This window comes from Enterovibrio gelatinilyticus (assembly GCF_028683095.1).
In the GTDB taxonomy this organism is placed as follows: domain Bacteria; phylum Pseudomonadota; class Gammaproteobacteria; order Enterobacterales; family Vibrionaceae; genus Enterovibrio; species Enterovibrio gelatinilyticus.
In genome coordinates this window covers 66,831-82,741 of sequence record NZ_JAJUBC010000026.1, presented here as the reverse complement: position 1 = coordinate 82,741, position 15,911 = coordinate 66,831, and the positions used below count along the sequence as shown (strand labels likewise).

General features: G+C 46.0%; 14 protein-coding genes. 6 read left to right on the top strand and 8 right to left on the bottom strand.

Annotation, left to right across the window (positions count from 1 at the left end; translation table 11 throughout):
* Nucleotides 1-322: 322 nt before the first annotated feature.
* Nucleotides 323-877, bottom strand: a complete 555-nt coding sequence (gene gmhB / locus LRP50_RS19225) for a D-glycero-beta-D-manno-heptose 1,7-bisphosphate 7-phosphatase (RefSeq protein ID WP_274166070.1) — start codon at nucleotides 875-877, stop codon at nucleotides 323-325.
* A 125-nt stretch (nucleotides 878-1,002) separates the two neighbouring features.
* On the opposite strand from gmhB, the gene tsaA reads away from it, so the two are divergent.
* Both tsaA and LRP50_RS19215 read left to right on the top strand, forming a co-directional pair.
* Nucleotides 1,003-1,707 carry a tRNA (N6-threonylcarbamoyladenosine(37)-N6)-methyltransferase TrmO gene (tsaA, locus tag LRP50_RS19220; RefSeq protein WP_274166069.1) on the top strand — a complete coding sequence of 235 codons (705 nt, stop codon included), beginning with the start codon at nucleotides 1,003-1,005 and terminating at the stop codon, nucleotides 1,705-1,707.
* A gap of 67 nt (nucleotides 1,708-1,774) precedes the next feature.
* Nucleotides 1,775-3,493 (top strand): proline--tRNA ligase, encoded by a 1,719-nt coding sequence (locus LRP50_RS19215; RefSeq protein ID WP_274166068.1) that lies wholly within the window; start codon nucleotides 1,775-1,777, stop codon nucleotides 3,491-3,493.
* A 51-nt stretch (nucleotides 3,494-3,544) separates the two neighbouring features.
* Here LRP50_RS19215 and LRP50_RS19210 read toward each other — a convergent pair whose 3' ends face one another.
* Complete coding sequence (locus tag LRP50_RS19210; protein ID WP_274166067.1) at nucleotides 3,545-4,477, bottom strand: GGDEF domain-containing response regulator; 933 nt, start codon at nucleotides 4,475-4,477, stop codon at nucleotides 3,545-3,547.
* Between the two features lie 214 nt (nucleotides 4,478-4,691).
* Here LRP50_RS19210 and LRP50_RS19205 point away from each other — a divergent pair, with 214 nt between their 5' ends.
* From LRP50_RS19205 to LRP50_RS19190, 4 genes are all read left to right on the top strand, one after another.
* Nucleotides 4,692-5,846 carry a patatin-like phospholipase family protein gene (locus LRP50_RS19205; RefSeq protein WP_274166066.1) on the top strand — a complete coding sequence of 385 codons (1,155 nt, stop codon included), beginning with the start codon at nucleotides 4,692-4,694 and terminating at the stop codon, nucleotides 5,844-5,846.
* Between the two features lie 102 nt (nucleotides 5,847-5,948).
* Nucleotides 5,949-6,806, top strand: a complete 858-nt coding sequence (locus tag LRP50_RS19200; protein WP_274166065.1) for a GGDEF domain-containing protein — start codon at nucleotides 5,949-5,951, stop codon at nucleotides 6,804-6,806.
* A gap of 84 nt (nucleotides 6,807-6,890) precedes the next feature.
* Nucleotides 6,891-7,097, top strand: coding sequence for a YaeP family protein (locus LRP50_RS19195; protein WP_274166064.1), 207 nt, complete (start codon nucleotides 6,891-6,893; stop codon nucleotides 7,095-7,097).
* The gene (locus LRP50_RS19190; RefSeq protein WP_274166063.1) at nucleotides 7,097-7,285 is read left to right on the top strand and encodes a DUF4250 domain-containing protein; all 189 of its coding nucleotides are present in this window, start codon (nucleotides 7,097-7,099) and stop codon (nucleotides 7,283-7,285) included. The genes LRP50_RS19195 and LRP50_RS19190 overlap by 1 nt, the downstream gene beginning before the upstream one ends.
* A 102-nt stretch (nucleotides 7,286-7,387) precedes the next feature.
* Here the strand turns inward: LRP50_RS19190 and LRP50_RS19185 are convergent, their stop codons facing one another.
* From LRP50_RS19185 to rnhB, 6 genes are all read right to left on the bottom strand, one after another.
* On the bottom strand, nucleotides 7,388-8,737 hold the full coding sequence (locus tag LRP50_RS19185; protein WP_274166062.1) for a sodium-dependent transporter: 1,350 nt from the start codon (nucleotides 8,735-8,737) through the stop codon (nucleotides 7,388-7,390).
* A gap of 187 nt (nucleotides 8,738-8,924) precedes the next feature.
* Nucleotides 8,925-9,236 (bottom strand): c-type cytochrome, encoded by a 312-nt coding sequence (locus tag LRP50_RS19180; RefSeq protein ID WP_274166061.1) that lies wholly within the window; start codon nucleotides 9,234-9,236, stop codon nucleotides 8,925-8,927.
* 67 nt (nucleotides 9,237-9,303) lie between these two features.
* The gene (tilS, locus tag LRP50_RS19175) at nucleotides 9,304-10,620 is read right to left on the bottom strand and encodes a tRNA lysidine(34) synthetase TilS (protein WP_274166060.1); all 1,317 of its coding nucleotides are present in this window, start codon (nucleotides 10,618-10,620) and stop codon (nucleotides 9,304-9,306) included.
* Nucleotides 10,621-10,733: 113 nt separating this feature from the next.
* Nucleotides 10,734-11,696 (bottom strand): acetyl-CoA carboxylase carboxyl transferase subunit alpha, encoded by a 963-nt coding sequence (accA, locus tag LRP50_RS19170; protein ID WP_274166059.1) that lies wholly within the window; start codon nucleotides 11,694-11,696, stop codon nucleotides 10,734-10,736.
* A gap of 59 nt (nucleotides 11,697-11,755) precedes the next feature.
* On the bottom strand, nucleotides 11,756-15,235 hold the full coding sequence (gene dnaE / locus LRP50_RS19165) for a DNA polymerase III subunit alpha (protein WP_274166058.1): 3,480 nt from the start codon (nucleotides 15,233-15,235) through the stop codon (nucleotides 11,756-11,758).
* 73 nt (nucleotides 15,236-15,308) lie between these two features.
* Complete coding sequence (gene rnhB / locus LRP50_RS19160) at nucleotides 15,309-15,911, bottom strand: ribonuclease HII (RefSeq protein ID WP_274166057.1); 603 nt, start codon at nucleotides 15,909-15,911, stop codon at nucleotides 15,309-15,311.

Sequence of the window (15,911 nt, the reverse complement as noted above, 5' to 3'; positions counted from 1 at the left end):
GTACGAGTGCCCACACAGATTGTATAGGTCAAATTGTTAAAGAGCTTGCTCAGACTCGCTGAGCGGAGAGAGATTTAAACTCAACTCCATTTTTGAGTCAAGCACTTTTGCTTTCCTCGTGTTAGACGCGAACTTTGTCGTGCCAACAGGGAGCGCATTATAGGGAGCAAATTGATATTGGCAATACCTTTTTAGTGAAAAAAACGCTTTTTCTCTAAAAAAACGCTCAAGCGTTCAAAAACCAACCATTGCGGTGAAAAAACAGCCCATCCTGGGCTGCATGTGGACAAGAAATTGATTGAAAGAAAAATAAAACTCGCTATTACAGCGCTTTCAAATAGCCAGGAACATCGGCGATGCTATCCAAAACAACACTTGCTAGTGTTTCAGCGTCTTCAGTCACCTGTTTTCCGGTACGTACAAGGATCTTAGTCTTCACACCTGCATCACCTGCAGCTCTCATATCATCAGCTTTATCGCCAATCATTACGGATTGAGTCATATCTATATTCAGATATTCTCTTGCTGACAAAAACATACCAGGCTTAGGCTTTCTGCATTCACAATCAATTTTGTACTTTTCGTCACCATGCTCAGGGTGATGAGGGCAATAATAGATACCGTCAAACTCAACACCTTTGTCTGCAAAGTTCCAATCCATCCACTCGGTAAGAGATAAAAAGTCATCTTCGCTATAGTAGCCACGAGCAATTCCTGACTGATTTGTTACCAACACAAGTAAGTAGCCCATATCTTTGAACGCACGGCACGCATCAAAAACGCCGTCGATATATTCAAAGTCATCGACTTTGCTGATGTAACCATGATCGACGTTAATAACGCCGTCTCTATCAATAAATACCGCTGGTTTGGCCAATGCTCTGCCCTCTATATATGCTTAGTCCGCGATTATGACATGCAATCCCCTCATCATCTATTGTCTAACTGCAGTCTTAATCAACTATGTTAAAATCCGCTCAACAAGAATCACAAGGCAACGCCATGAAATACTCACTAACGCCTGTGGGTCGAATTCAGTCTCCTTTTAAAGAAAAATTCGCTGTACCTCGTCAACCGGGTCTAGCACCTAGCGCAACGGCATCGATACTTCTCTGCGGAGAAGCGAATCAAGAGGATGCCATTAGAGGGATTGAGCAATTTTCACATATATGGGTACTTTTCCTTTTCGACCAAAATCTAGAACAAGGTTGGACGCCAACCGTTAGACCTCCACGTTTAGGTGGCAATGAACGTATAGGGGTTTTTGCTAGCCGCGCGACATTCAGACCCAACGGTATAGGTATGTCAGTGGTTTCTGTTCGAGGAGTAAGAAAGGTGGGCAACCAAGTTGTTGTCGATATTGGTAGTTGTGATTTAGTAGATGGCACGCCAGTTATCGATATCAAGCCCTACATTCCCTACTCAGATGCGATTGAAAGTGCAGAAGGTGGCTACGCAGGCGAAGCGCCAAAGACACTCGACGTTATCTTTAGTACTAACGCGGCACACCAAATCAATCGTCAGAAAGACTGCGAACACAAAGAACAGGTGATTCGTGAAGTATTGGCTCAAGATCCCCGCCCTGCTTACAAAAAGGGGAAAGTGGACACAAAAGAATATGCCGTCCATCTTTTCGACTTAAATGTAAAATTTATTGTCGATGAACCTTTAATCACGGTGACAGCCATAGAAGCCTTTTGCGATTAGAGTTGTCACTGGTAGTATGACTCACTTATTACCTTCCATAATGTAACTTGATAAACGGATAGCATAGATGCGTACCAGTAAATACCTTCTTAGTACTCTGAAGGAAACTCCAAACGACGCAGAAATCATTAGCCACCAGCTAATGTTGCGTGCTGGCATGATCCGCAAACTGGCCTCAGGCCTATACACTTGGATGCCAAGTGGTTTGCGTGTTCTTCAAAAGGTCGAAAAAATCGTTCGCGAAGAAATCAATAACGCTGGCGCTATTGAAATTCTAATGCCCGTGGTTCAGCCCTTTGAACTGTGGGAAGAAACGGGGCGCTCTGAAAAGATGGGTCCTGAGCTTTTGCGCTTTACTGACCGTCACATGCGTCCGTTTGTTCTAAGCCCAACCGCTGAAGAAGTGGTTACCAGCTTGGTTCGCAATGAAATCAACTCATACAAGCAACTTCCTTTGAATTTGTACCAGATTCAAACGAAATTCCGTGACGAAAGACGCCCTCGTTTTGGCGTTATGCGTGCGCGTGAATTCTCAATGATGGATGCGTACAGTTTCGATCTAGACAAAGAAGGCCTTCAAGCATCATACGAAGCAATGCACGTCGCATACTGCGCGGCATTCGATCGCATGGGTCTTGATTACCGTCCAGTGCTTGCTGACACCGGTGCAATTGGTGGTTCTGCTTCTCATGAATTCCACGTTCTTGCTAACAGTGGCGAAGACGTTATCGCGTTCTCAACAGAATCTGATTACGCTGCAAACGTTGAGATGGCTGAAGCGCTCGCCCCTGCAGGCGAACGCGAAGCGGCTACACAAGAAATGACGATGGTTGATACACCAAACGCAAAAACCATCGCTGAGCTTGTTGAGCAATTCAACCTTCCAATTGAAAAGACTGTCAAAACGCTGTTTGTTAAAGCATCAGAAGAGTTTGATGGTGAGTTGGTTGCATTGCTTGTTCGTGGTGACCACGAACTTAACGAAATCAAAGCCGAGAAACTTCCACAAGTTGCTGTTCCTTTTGAATTCGCAACTGAAGAAGAAATTCGCGCTGCTGTCGGTGCAGGTCCAGGTTCTCTTGGTCCGGTAAACCTATCGCTGACGTTCATTGCGGACCGCAGCGTTGCAGCAATGAGTGATTTCGGTGCCGGTGCAAACATCGACGACAAACACTACTTCGGCATTAACTGGGGTCGTGACGTTGAGCTGGGTGAAGTGGCAGATATCCGTACTGTTATTGACGGCGATCCAAGTCCTTGTGGTAAGGGAACACTTCAACTTAAACGTGGTATCGAAGTTGGCCATATTTTCCAGCTGGGCACTAACTACTCAGAGAAAATGAATGCGGGTGTTCTCGGTCCTGATGGCAAGAACACGATCCTAGAAATGGGTTGTTACGGTATCGGTGTATCGCGTGTTGTTGCAGCTGCCATCGAGCAAAACTACGACGACAACGGTATTATCTGGCCAGAAGCGCTCGCACCTTTCACCGTGGCTATCGTTCCAATGAACATGCACAAATCTGAGCGCGTGAAAGAAGCCGCAGAAAAACTGTATGCTGACCTTACTGCTGCTGGTATTGAAGTGCTATTCGACGACCGTAAAGAACGTCCAGGCGTCATGTTCTCTGATATGGAATTGATGGGCGTTCCGCATACCATCATCATTGGTGATCGCAGCATGGACAACGGTGTATTTGAATACAAACATCGTCGTGATGGTGGTGACAAATTGCCAATTGAAATTGAAAACATGGTTGAGTTCATTAAAGCTAAGCTAGCTTAATCACTTATCATGAAAAACGCCTCCTAACTTGGAGGCGTTTTATTATCTGCTTTAAACAAGATTGTCTGAAAACGTCACACAGTTCCTGCCTAGCTCCTTTGAGCGATAGAGCGCTTCATCGGCTCTTTTGAAATATGACTCAACTCTCGCGATCTGCTCCCCTGCTTCAATAAACGTCGCACCGAAGCTCATAGTGGCGGTAATATGCGTATCTTCATACACAAAATCATGCTTCTCTATCGCTAGTTTAATTCGGTCTAGCACTTTCACTGCACTATCAATTGTCGTTACAGAAAAAAGAAGCAAAAACTCCTCTCCGCCAATTCGTCCTAACCGATCATAAGGACGTAACTGCTGAGTCAACAAATCACCCAACTGACGCAATACAGCATCTCCAGCAGGATGCCCGTATTTATCGTTAATACGTTTAAACCAATCGATATCGCACACAACAAAACAAAGGTTGTCCTTCGCTCTGTGCGCGCGAGAGAAATCTTCATGTATCCGTTCAAACAATGCCCGACGATTTAGTAAGCCCGTCAATTCATCAAAACTTGCCAAATGATCAAGACGAACCATCGCATCAACCAAACGGGATTGTAGCTCAAGGGTACGCATCCCAACCTCAACCCTTGCTTTCAATACTTGGGTATTAAACGGCTTCGACACATAGTCATTCGCGCCTTGATTTAAGCCATGAACAATGTACTCAGTCGCATCGCGAGCTGTGCAAATAATAATGTACGGAGGGTTTGTCGTATCAATTTGGCGGATTTTTTCGCACAGTTCTATACCACTGTAACCAGGCATCTCCCAATCAAAAAGCAAAAGAGAAGGTGGCGCTGGCTGCATCATCACTTCTAACGCTTCCAATCCATCATGTGCGACAACAGTTTGAATGCCCCACTTATTCAGGAGTACCTCAACCAACTTTGCCGTTGCCTTGTCGTCATCGGCAACTAACGCCGTTATAGCAGGAACCATGAAATCGCCAAACTGGGAGAAATGTGAACAAGAATATATCATTTGCCGTTCTACTTCCTTATTGCCTTTGAACGGCCATACCCCAGCTTTTAGCGATTGATCACAATCAATTTATAAAGTTAATCAAAAACACCATCGAGAAATGGCGCATGACTCAAACACCAATATTCTGAGTCATACTCAATATTGACCAGAAAAACCGAGTGTTTACGCAATGGCATCAAAAAAACAAACCAATCCACAACCAAAAAAAATAGCACTACTCTTGAGTGGGGGAGGTGCTCGTGCGGCATATCAAGTAGGTGTGATGAAAGCGATATCTGAATGGTATCCTCGAGTTCATGCAAGCCCATTTAACATATATTGTGGTACATCTGCAGGTGCGTTAAACGCGACCTCACTTGCCTGCCATACGTCATGTTTCCGACTCGGCGTCAAAAAATTGTCATGGCTATGGTCAAATCTTCACACCAAACATGTCTTCGAAAGCTCATATCAGGGCATGATTCATCATTTAGGGAAACAAGCCTTTGCTCGCGCACAGGCTCGTTATCATTGTGCGCCACCTTTTGGTCTGCTCGATAATCGTCCGCTTCGTAACCTTCTCAATAAAGTGCTCAATTTCAGTAAAATAGAACACCAAATCATGACAGGAAACTTACATGGTCTGGCTGTCACGGCGTCAAACTACCAAACCAGTAAGTCCGTCACCTTCTATCAAGGGCATAAGGATATCCCGACCTGGACTCGCTCTCGCGCCATTGGTATAAAAAGCCAAATTACCACCGAGCACTTACTGGCGTCATCAGCGATCCCAATTGTTTTTCCGGCTTCAAAAATTGGTCATGGCTTCTATGGTGATGGTTCCGTCCACCAAATTGCTCCTCTTCGCCCCGCACTAAAAATGGGGGCTGAAAAGGTACTTATCATCGACTTAGCGCCAAAATCTCACCCGACACCAAACCACATCGCCCCCGCCCCAGGCCTTGCGATGCTCGGCGGACACCTCATGGATGCCATCTTTGCCGATACATTATCCGCCGATCTGGAGCATCTCGACAGAATGAATAATCTCGTATCAACCGTCGACAAAACCAAAGCGGATAATTTGGCCCTGCGGCAAGTTGATGCCTTCCACCTCTCACCATCATCACCCTTTGAACCTTTAGTTGAGCGATATTACTGCCATATGCCAATTGCCGTTCGTAGTCTGATGCGATTCCTTGGAATTAGCCCCTCGGAAGATGCAGCTATCACCAGTTATCTGTTATTCGAACCGAAATATATCAACCACTTAATTGACATGGGCTACCAAGATGCCCAAAATCGTCGATCCGATTTACAAAACTTTCTCTCTGACAGAGAGTAAAAAAATCGAGGAGAGCAGTTGCGCACCAATGATCTGGAACGCTTTTTGCTTATATTCATGAAAGCACGACAGTCATAGTTATTGGTTTCTGAGGCAATTTCGATGAGTACGCAACTGGAACAACTAAAAAAAGCGGCGATTCAATCTCGCCGAGTTCCTCTTGGTGCGGATCAGCGTCTAATGGTGCTGCAGAAGCTTCAAGGTCGACTTGAAATCGATCAGTTGTTTGAAGTTTTCACCAGAGAGTTGGAAAAACAAATCGACATCAATCGTCTGATATGGGAGCACAATGATATCTCCCATATCGTTAGACGTGGTGGCACTCCAGGTTTTCGACAAACATTCTCATTAAAATATGCCCAGTCTCCGCTTGGTATGTTGCAATACAGCACACCTTACCAACTCGATGATGATGAAATAAGCCTTATTCATACCTACCATCGCCTTCTTGCTGGCCCTTTAAGCAATGCCATTGAATACAACCGTGTTCGTAACCTTGCCATGTTGGACGGCCTGACTGGCCTAAATAATCGTATCAGCTTCGAACAAGACCTGCGCCAATCTGTCGCGCTCACTGAGCGAAAAAATCATGGCTTGATCTTAATGATTTTCGACATGGACAACTTCAAACAGGTCAATGACACTTATGGCCACCTTGATGGCGACAAAGTGCTACGTCGGTTCTCATTGTTACTCAATGAAGCTATTCGTGCTTCCGATCGCTGCTACCGTTTAGGGGGAGATGAGTTTGCGGTACTGCTAACCCCAGCGACCAAAGAATCAGCACAATTGGTTAATGACCGACTAAAAACACTTCTTTCCCAAGATTCACTCTTAACCGCACACAATATTTCCAGCTCTGTGGGCTGTTCAGCATACCGACAAGGCGATAACATCACTTCTATGTTTGAACGTGCTGACCGCAGCATGTACCGCAACAAAGCTAACCACCGCCGATAACCCCCGTAAACATCACATGATAAAACCTCCTTAATAAGGCTATTTTGAGGTATATTTCTCTCAAATTATATCCAAGGAGTAGCAATGAAAGTCTACGGTTGTTGTGATCTGATCCGTCAACGCTATGCGGAAATTGGTAGTGGAGAGCAAGGCTATATTCCCAATGCGATAGCCTGTGCAGTTCAAGCGTTGAATGCCATAGCATCAGATGAATCTCTGCCAAAAGAGAAAAGAGAACAAGCTGCATTTGCCGCAGCCAATCTGCTGATCAGTGATCATGAGGATGCTTAATGGATCTGAAACGATTTGAATCCATGGACACTGTGATGCTATTGAGCATAGTGAACATGAAACTACGCGACGAGTTCCCGTCACTGAGTGAACTCGTAAAGTATTTTGAAATCGATGAATCAGCGCTAATATCAAAACTTGCTAGTGGTGGCTTTGAATACCAAAAAGAGCAAAATCAGTTTCGATAATCACTATTGAGAAACAAACAAAAAACGGAAGCCAGGCTTCCGTTTTTTAATTCATTCATTGCTTGCGAAATTGCCTTATTAAGCCATTAAGCCATTAAGCCATTAAGCCAATGACATCCAAATCACCGTAATAACCAGTGCAGGACAAACAAACTTCACATATACCGGCCAGATCTTCCAGAACAAGCCATCCTCAATCTTGTCATACCCCTGACGAAGCTCTTTTAGTTTCTCACTTCGCGACCAAACCCACCCGCCATAAAGGCTGAAAAGCAGTGCCGCAATTGGCTGAACATATTGCGTGGCAATTGTCGCTACTTGACCAAACATGCTGCCAAAGTTAAACACTATCACAGCACTGAATAGTGCAATAAGACCACCCAGTAACCAACTCGCAATCGGACGCTTCGTGCCTAAGCGCTCACTCATTAAAGACACCGGGCACTCCAACATTGAGATGGAAGAGGTGAGTGCAGCAATCGTCATTAAACCAAAGAAAATGAGTGCGATAAACGGACCAACCACTCCTAACCCGACAAACAACATCGGCAACACATCAAACACCAATGTTGATGAGCTCAACAAGGCACCATTCTCATCGTAAATTTCTACGCCTTGTTGCATCGCCGCAAACATGGCAGGCAGAATCACAAGTCCCGCAATAACAGCGACAGCCGTATCGACCAAGGTGACGTTCAACGCCATTTTTGGCAGATTCTCTTTTCGACTTAGGTAAGAGCCATAAATCAACATCGAACAACCGCCGATAGTTAGAGAGAAAAAGCCTTGCCCCATGGCAGCCAAGATCAAGTCGCGATCCATAACTTTAGAAAAATCAGGAATAAGGTAGTGTGCCAATCCTTGTGTAGCGCCAGGTAGGGTCATGACATATACAAACAATACGCCGAACAGAACAAACAAAGCAGGCATTAATCGGGTTGACCACTTTTCAATCCCCTCTTTAACACCAGCTTGAACAATCAAAATGGTAAGAAGGTAAAAAACAGCCGCACCAAACAAATTTCGCTCAACGGAGAATCCTTTTAGCCAGTTAGATACATCGGTCAAACCGACAATGTCAGCCGCTGCAGCCAACATAAACGACACTAACCATCCACCAACAATGCTATAAAACGCTAGCACAAGACAAGGAACGAGTAGGCCAATCAAACCAACGCTACCCCCAAGTCGCTTAGATACAGGAGAGCGTCCAAGCTTTCGCATACTATCAATAGGGTTGGCCTGCCCATGACGACCAATTGCCATTTCTACCACCAGCATTGGGTAAGCCACCACTAGGATCATCAAAAGATATACCAGCAGAAATGCGCCGCCGCCATTACTCGCAGCTTGCGTAGGAAAACCCCAAATATTACCAAGACCTACAGCTGCACCAGCAGCGGCAAGTACAAATCCAATCCTAGAGCTAAAGTGCTCGCGTCCATCTGCCATTGTATCTACCTCAAACGGCGTATCAGTGAGCTAGTACGTTAGTAAATTCTAGAATTAATAGCAATAGCAGTGAATTTGAATGACCAAAAAACGAGCAGGCGAAATATAAATCTGCGAGTTAGTCCCAAAGCAATAAAAAAGCCACAACAGACGTTGTGGCTTTTAATCAGCTGAACCTGCTGAGCAATTACTTCATTTGTGCATAATAAGCCGCGAGGTTTTCCATGTCTGCATCGCTTAGCATCGTAGCTTGAGGCTTCATGATTGCCGCTTGCGCGCTAGTGCGCTCTCCATTTTTATAGGCTTTCAGCGCAGAAACAATGTACTGCGAATTTTGACCAGCTAGGTTTGGGTACCCCGGAATCACAGCGATACCATTTGCACCATGGCATGCAGCACAGATTGCTGCTTTCGCTTTTCCAGCTTCCGCATCTCCAGCGGCAAATGAGGGAGCGGCCGCCATCATGGCAACCAGCCCCAAAGAGATAATATATTTCATTGCTTCCTCACTTATAGTTATGTCATACCAATCAATTTTTACACGTGAATAACACTTGCGCACTTATTCAATGAATTTTGTGCCAGACAAGTTCACACTCCTGCCCTTCAAATCCTACACACACAAATAAATCGGCAACACCCGCGAGCTGATCATCAAAATAGATCAATGGTGTTCTTCTTCGCATCCAGCTTGGTACACCATATTCCTGAAACAACTTCTTAAGCTTGCGTTTTCCTTGCCGACCCAAAGGATGAGCGTACACGCCTTCAGGATTAAATTTCACCGTTACCCTTTCTTCGCCACGAGGGGATCGAAGGCTGAGACCGTGCACAGTCCGACTTTCTGTCATCAACAAGGTGCCAAGGTTATCAGGTAAATCAGTCACACAATTTAGTGCTAGATCTCGCTGCTCATCCGTCACATCATTCATCTTAATCAAACAATAGAGCGTGCTTTGAAACCGTCTCAACATCCATTCACCAAGCCTCATTTCCGGATTGGCATCGCACGCCGCATCAACAACTGAATGCATTATTTCCTTAAGCTGAACCTTTGAGACGCTTTGTCCCATCACCTTTTTCAACCAACGACGAAGTAGAGCAACCTGCATGCGTGACGAATAAGTTTGTAGCACTGCTATTGATAGGCCACCATCAGGCAGTTGAATACGAGCATCGTGCTCTTCCAACAACTCATCTATCAATGTCTCCTGTTCCGCACACAGCAACGATGTGCGATTAACGGCTTTCACAAACCCAGGCCATCGCTCTCTAACTTTAGGCAACCATTGTTGCCTGATAAAGTTACGATCAAAACGGCAATCCAGATTACTTTCATCTTCTACCCAAGCTAAGCCCTGTTCATTGGCATAAGTTTCGATTTCCTGTCGCGATACCGCTAACAATGGACGTAGCAACTGTGCTTGACCAAGCGCTCTAATTTGGGGCATCGCCGCCAGCCCTGCAGGTCCACTGCCACGCTTTAGTGCCAAAAGGAACGTTTCAGCTTGATCGTCTGAATGTTGTGCCGTCAACACCAATGCATCAGGCTCAACATTCGATGAAATAGCACGATAGCGAGCCTCTCTGGCTTGCTTTTCAATGCTTTCACCCTGCTTCTCAAACTTAACTTTTACACCTTTGAAGTCAAACCCTGCATCTGTAGACCACTCACGGCAACGTTCCATCCACGCGTCAGCATGGCGGCTTAACCCATGATGTACATGAATAATGAGATAACGATGCTGAGGATGGATGTCTCGATAGGTTGATAGTAAATCCAGCATCACGCGAGAATCCACGCCACCACTGAATGCTAAAACAATTTGACGAGGAGTGACTGCGTAAGAACTCAGGACATTTTCAAACACGGAGAACAGCATAAGTGCCTCATAGATAGTGCATTGCCGATATGATAGCACCACAATCAAAAAAAGGGCCACAAGGCCCTTTTAACGTCAGTATCAATTCTTAGCTGAGAAACGTAGCAAACGATTTAGCAATAACCGTAACTCAACAGGCGTTGATAACGTCTCTCTCGAAGCGCCTCTTCATCAAGTTGTTCTAGCTCTTCAAGTTGCGCCAGTAACAATGCCTTGATATTGGAAGCAGTAAACACAAAGTTTCTATGCGCACCACCCATAGGCTCTTCAATAATGTTATCGATAAGACCGAGCTCTTTCAAACGCGGAGCAGTCATGCCCATGGCTTCTGCGGCTTGTGGGGCTTTATTCGAATCACGCCACAAAATCGACGCACAGCCTTCAGGTGAGATAACTGAGTAAGTCGAATACTGAAGCATGTTAACGAAATCACCAACACCGATAGCCAAAGCACCACCAGAACCACCTTCACCAACAACATTACAGATAACTGGCACAGTCAAACCTGCCATTTCTTTTAAGTTGCGAGCAATGGCCTCAGATTGACCACGTTCTTCTGCGCCTACACCAGGGTATGCACCGGCGGTGTCAATGAACGTGATAATTGGCATTTTAAAGCGTTCTGCCATTTTCATCAGTCGCAATGCCTTTCGGTACCCCTCTGGCTTTGGCATACCAAAGTTGCGAATCACTTTTTCACGTGTTTCACGTCCTTTCTGATGGCCAATGATCATCACTGGACGACCATCAATACGCGCCATACCACCGACAATCGCTTTGTCATCTGCGTATGCTCTGTCACCTGCCAGTTCTTCAAACTCGGTGAAAATCAGATCTGCGTAATCCAAGGTATAAGGGCGGCGAGGGTGACGCGCCAGTTGCGCCACTTGCCATGCACCTAAGTCACTGAAGATTTTCTTCGTCAATTCAGCGCTTTTTGTCTCCAATTGCTCGATTTCTTTATCAAGATTGACAGCCTCTGGATCGTCACCGCGTTTGGACACTACACGCAGGGCTTCAATTTTTGCTTCCAATTCAGCAATCGGCTGTTCAAATTCAAGGAAATTAAGACTCATAGAGAAAGAATCCTGTTCAGGTAATTAAGTTGCCCTGTTTTTAAAACAGGGCAAACGTATCAGTCAAATTCCAACTCGACCTGTTTGTCGCCGAGCAACGTTTTTAAATCATCGATGAGCTTATCATCGGGCGTAATACGCCATTCTGTACCTAAGACCAACTTCGCACGAGCGTCGTCACGCTGGTAATAAAGATTAACAGGAACGGTCCCTGCACGATAAGGCTCTAGGATTTCGCTAAATCGTTCAAAAAATTTGTTATCAATTTGCCTGTCAGTCACGGATATAGCAAGACTACGCAGGTACTTTTCACGCGCTTGAGAGAGATCAAGCACTTCTCGTGCCGACATTTTAAGGCCACCATTGAAGTCATCAAAGCTGACCTGTCCGGAAACGACTAAAATTCGGTCTTTTTCAATGAGATCTAGGTACTTTTCTAATGCATCTGAGAACAGCATCACTTCCATGCGACCCGATCTGTCATCAAGTGTCAGAATCCCAATGCGCGTTCCACGCTTGGTTGTCATCACACGAGCAGCGATCACTAGGCCTGCGACCGTCGACACCACATCGCGTTTTGTTGCATGTGCATCTTCCAATCGCCACGTGATGTAGTGCTTGAGCTCTTTCACATAACTATTTATTGGGTGACCCGTTAAGTACAGACCAAGCGTTTCGCGCTCGCCTTCTAGCCACACTTTTTCCGGCCAATGCGGAACATTAGCATATTTATGCTCAACTTCTTCAGGTGCATCCGTCAACACGCCAAACATATCCGCTTGACCAAATGCTTCAGCTTGGCGATGTTGGCTGGCCGCTTTTATTGCATCGTCCAACGATGCCATCATTGCCGCACGGTGAGGGCCTAAACGATCGAGTGCCCCCGCCTGAATCAATTTTTCAATGACGCGCTTGTTCACTTTTTTAGTATCGACACGCGCACAGAAATCGAAAAGGTCGCGGAAGTAACCGCCTTTTTCTCGCGCCTCGATAATATTCTCAATTGGCGTTTCACCCGCGCCCTTTATCGCACCAATGCCGTAGACAATTTCGCCTTTGTCATTCACGTTAAAGCGATATAGGCCTGCATTCACATCAGGCGGTAGCATCGTCAATTTCATGCGACGACACTCTTCGACAAGGCCAACGATTTTGTCGGTGTTATCCATATCGGCGGTCATTACCGCGGCCATGAATTCGGCTGGATAGTGCGTTTTCAGCCAAAGCGTTTGGTATGACACCAATGCATAAGCGGCAGAGTGGGATTTGTTAAAGCCGTAACCCGCGAACTTTTCAACCAAGTCGAAGATCTTCATCGCCAACTCACCGTCGACGCCGTTATTCACCGCGCCGCTTTCGAACGTGGCACGCTGCTTAGCCATTTCTTCGGGCTTTTTCTTACCCATTGCACGACGTAGCATGTCTGCACCACCTAGGGTGTAACCAGACAGTACCTGCGCGATCTGCATGACCTGTTCTTGATAGAGAATGATGCCATACGTGGGTTCAAGGATTTCTTTTAACGAATCGTGCTGCCACTTTTCGTCTGGGTATGACACCACTTCGCGGCCGCGTTTACGGTCAATAAAGTTGTCAACCATGCCTGATTGCAATGGACCAGGGCGGAACAATGCAACCAATGCGATCATATCTTCAAAGCAGTCCGGTTGAAGACGCTTGATAAGATCTTTCATACCGCGTGATTCCAACTGGAATACAGCGGTGGTTTCTGAATTTTGTAGAAGCTTGAATGAAGCAATGTCATCCATAGGTATAGCTTCAATGCGTATCGCTTCCTGGCCCTCAGCTTGAAGACGAGGGTTAATCATCTTAAGCGCCCAATCAATGATGGTTAACGTACGCAAACCGAGGAAGTCGAACTTAACTAGGCCTGCGGTTTCAACGTCATTCTTATCAAACTGGGTGACGGGAAAATGCCCTTCACTGTCACAATAAAGCGGGGCGAAGTCTGTGATAGTGGTCGGTGAGATAACCACGCCCCCTGCGTGTTTACCCGCATTTCGCGTACAGCCTTCGAGGATTCGGCAAGTATCTATCAGCTCACGAACTTCTTCATCCGCTTCATAGACTTCACCTAACTGAGGCTCTGCATCAAAGGCTTTCGCCAATGTCATCCCCGGATCGGGCGGCACCATCTTAGAAATTCGATCGACAAAACCATAAGGGTGACCCAACACTCGGCCGACGTCTCGAATAACCGCCTTCGCAGCCATGGTACCAAACGTTATGATCTGAGATACCGCATCACGACCATACATTTCCGCCACGTGATCAATCACCTTATCGCGTTTATCCATACAGAAGTCGACGTCGAAGTCGGGCATGGAAACACGTTCTGGGTTAAGAAAACGTTCGAACAGGAGATCAAACTCCAAGGGATCGAGATCCGTAATCTTCAATGCATAGGCAACAAGTGAACCCGCACCAGACCCTCGCCCCGGACCAACTGGGATATCGTTATCTTTCGACCACTGGATAAACTCCATCACGATGAGGAAGTAACCTGGGAAGCCCATTTGGTTAATAACTTGCAACTCAATATCTAGGCGTTCGTCATACTCAGGACGACGATTTGCGCGATCTACAGGATCGGGGAATAAGAATTCAAGGCGCTCTTCGAGACCTTCCTGAGATTTCTTAACTAAGAACTCTCCGATCTCTAAGCCTTCCGTAGGAAAATTCGGTAAGAAGTATTCATTCAAACGCACAGTGACGTTACAGCGCTTTGCAATCTCTACTGAGTTAGCGAGTGCTTCAGGAATATCTTCGAATAGCTCACACATTTCCTCAGCGGTGCGAAGATATTGTTGTGGGCTATAGTTTTTCGGACGACGTGGATCTTCAAGCGTAAATCCATCGTGAATGGCGACGCGAATTTCGTGAGCATCAAACAGATCAGACGACAAGAAACACACTTCATTGGTCGCCACCACGGGCAAATCGTTGTCCGCGGCAAAATCTAGCGCAAAGTGCAGATACGCATCTTCATCAGGACGCCCAGTACGGATCAATTCAATGTAATACGCATCAGGAAAGTGGGTCTGGTAAAACGCCGCACATTGCTTGGCGAGTGTCATATTGCCCTTCAGCAGCGCTTTACCGAGATCACCTCGTCGCCCGCCTGACAGTATGATCAGCCCTTCATTCAGTTCGCCAAGCCACTCGAGGTCAATAACCGGTTGGTGTTGAACATGACCACGAAGATAGGCTTTCGATATCAGCAGCGTCAGGTTCTTATATCCAGCATTATTTGCTGCAAGCACGGTCAATTGACATAGGTCATCACCAAACGCTTGTGATTGAACTTTAAAATCAGCACCGATGATCGGCTTAACGCCACACGTTTGTGCCGTGTTGTAAAACTTCACCAAACCACACAAGTTGGTAAAATCGGTCAGCGCCATTGCAGGCATGCCAAGTTCGCCAACTTTTTTGACTAAAGGCGGCACTTTACCAAGGCCATCGACCATGGAGTAGTCACTGTGGACACGAAGATGAATAAAGCGTGGGTCTGACATAGTACTCGTACGTTACTGATTCATGATTAGATTTAGATAAAGAAAAAAGGGGAGCTAAACTCCCCTTTCTGCATTATGCAATGCCTAGCGCTTTCTTTACAGGTTTAAAGCTCTTGCGATGCTGCGAGATTGCACCATGGGCCTCAAGCGCTTCAAAATGCGCCTTGGTTGGATAACCTTTGTGCTTTGCAAAGCCATACTGAGGGAACTCAGCATCCAGCACTTCCATTTCTCGGTCACGAACAACTTTAGCGAGAATAGAGGCAGCACTGATCTCCGCCACACGTAAATCGCCTTTCACCACTGCAGCACCAGGCATGGGTAACCCAGCAGGAACGCGATTTCCATCAATGAGAACAAAGTCAGGTTGAATCGATAAGCCTGCCACGGCGCGCTCCATCGCTAACATCGTTGCGGCCAGTATATTAATGTCATCTATTTCTTCGGGCTCTGCACGCCCAAGTGACCACGCCAATGCTTTTTCTTTGATGACTTCAAAGAGCGCTTCGCGTTTTTTTTCAGTCAGTTTTTTTGAATCCGTCAGTCCTTCAATAGGGTTATTGGGATCCAGAATGACAGCAGCAGTGACAACAGCACCGACTAGTGGACCACGGCCTACTTCATCAACACCAGCAATACGCTGAGCGTTTGGATAAACAAAAGGTTCAAAATCCAT

What these genes read in the sequence shown, in the direction of transcription:
- tsaA (WP_274166069.1), top strand. Translation starts at nt 1,003, where the DNA reads ATGAAATACTCACTAACGCCTGTGGGTCGAATTCAGTCTCCTTTTAAA.
- LRP50_RS19215 (WP_274166068.1), top strand. Translation starts at nt 1,775, where the DNA reads ATGCGTACCAGTAAATACCTTCTTAGTACTCTGAAGGAAACTCCAAAC.
- LRP50_RS19210 (WP_274166067.1), bottom strand. Translation starts at nt 4,477, where the DNA reads ATGGTTCCTGCTATAACGGCGTTAGTTGCCGATGACGACAAGGCAACG.
- LRP50_RS19205 (WP_274166066.1), top strand. Translation starts at nt 4,692, where the DNA reads ATGGCATCAAAAAAACAAACCAATCCACAACCAAAAAAAATAGCACTA.
- LRP50_RS19200 (WP_274166065.1), top strand. Translation starts at nt 5,949, where the DNA reads ATGAGTACGCAACTGGAACAACTAAAAAAAGCGGCGATTCAATCTCGC.
- LRP50_RS19195 (WP_274166064.1), top strand. Translation starts at nt 6,891, where the DNA reads ATGAAAGTCTACGGTTGTTGTGATCTGATCCGTCAACGCTATGCGGAA.
- LRP50_RS19190 (WP_274166063.1), top strand. Translation starts at nt 7,097, where the DNA reads ATGGATCTGAAACGATTTGAATCCATGGACACTGTGATGCTATTGAGC.
- LRP50_RS19185 (WP_274166062.1), bottom strand. Translation starts at nt 8,737, where the DNA reads ATGGCAGATGGACGCGAGCACTTTAGCTCTAGGATTGGATTTGTACTT.
- LRP50_RS19180 (WP_274166061.1), bottom strand. Translation starts at nt 9,236, where the DNA reads ATGAAATATATTATCTCTTTGGGGCTGGTTGCCATGATGGCGGCCGCT.
- tilS (WP_274166060.1), bottom strand. Translation starts at nt 10,620, where the DNA reads ATGCTGTTCTCCGTGTTTGAAAATGTCCTGAGTTCTTACGCAGTCACT.
- accA (WP_274166059.1), bottom strand. Translation starts at nt 11,696, where the DNA reads ATGAGTCTTAATTTCCTTGAATTTGAACAGCCGATTGCTGAATTGGAA.
- dnaE (WP_274166058.1), bottom strand. Translation starts at nt 15,235, where the DNA reads ATGTCAGACCCACGCTTTATTCATCTTCGTGTCCACAGTGACTACTCC.
- rnhB (WP_274166057.1), bottom strand. Translation starts at nt 15,911, where the DNA reads ATGGATTTTGAACCTTTTGTTTATCCAAACGCTCAGCGTATTGCTGGT.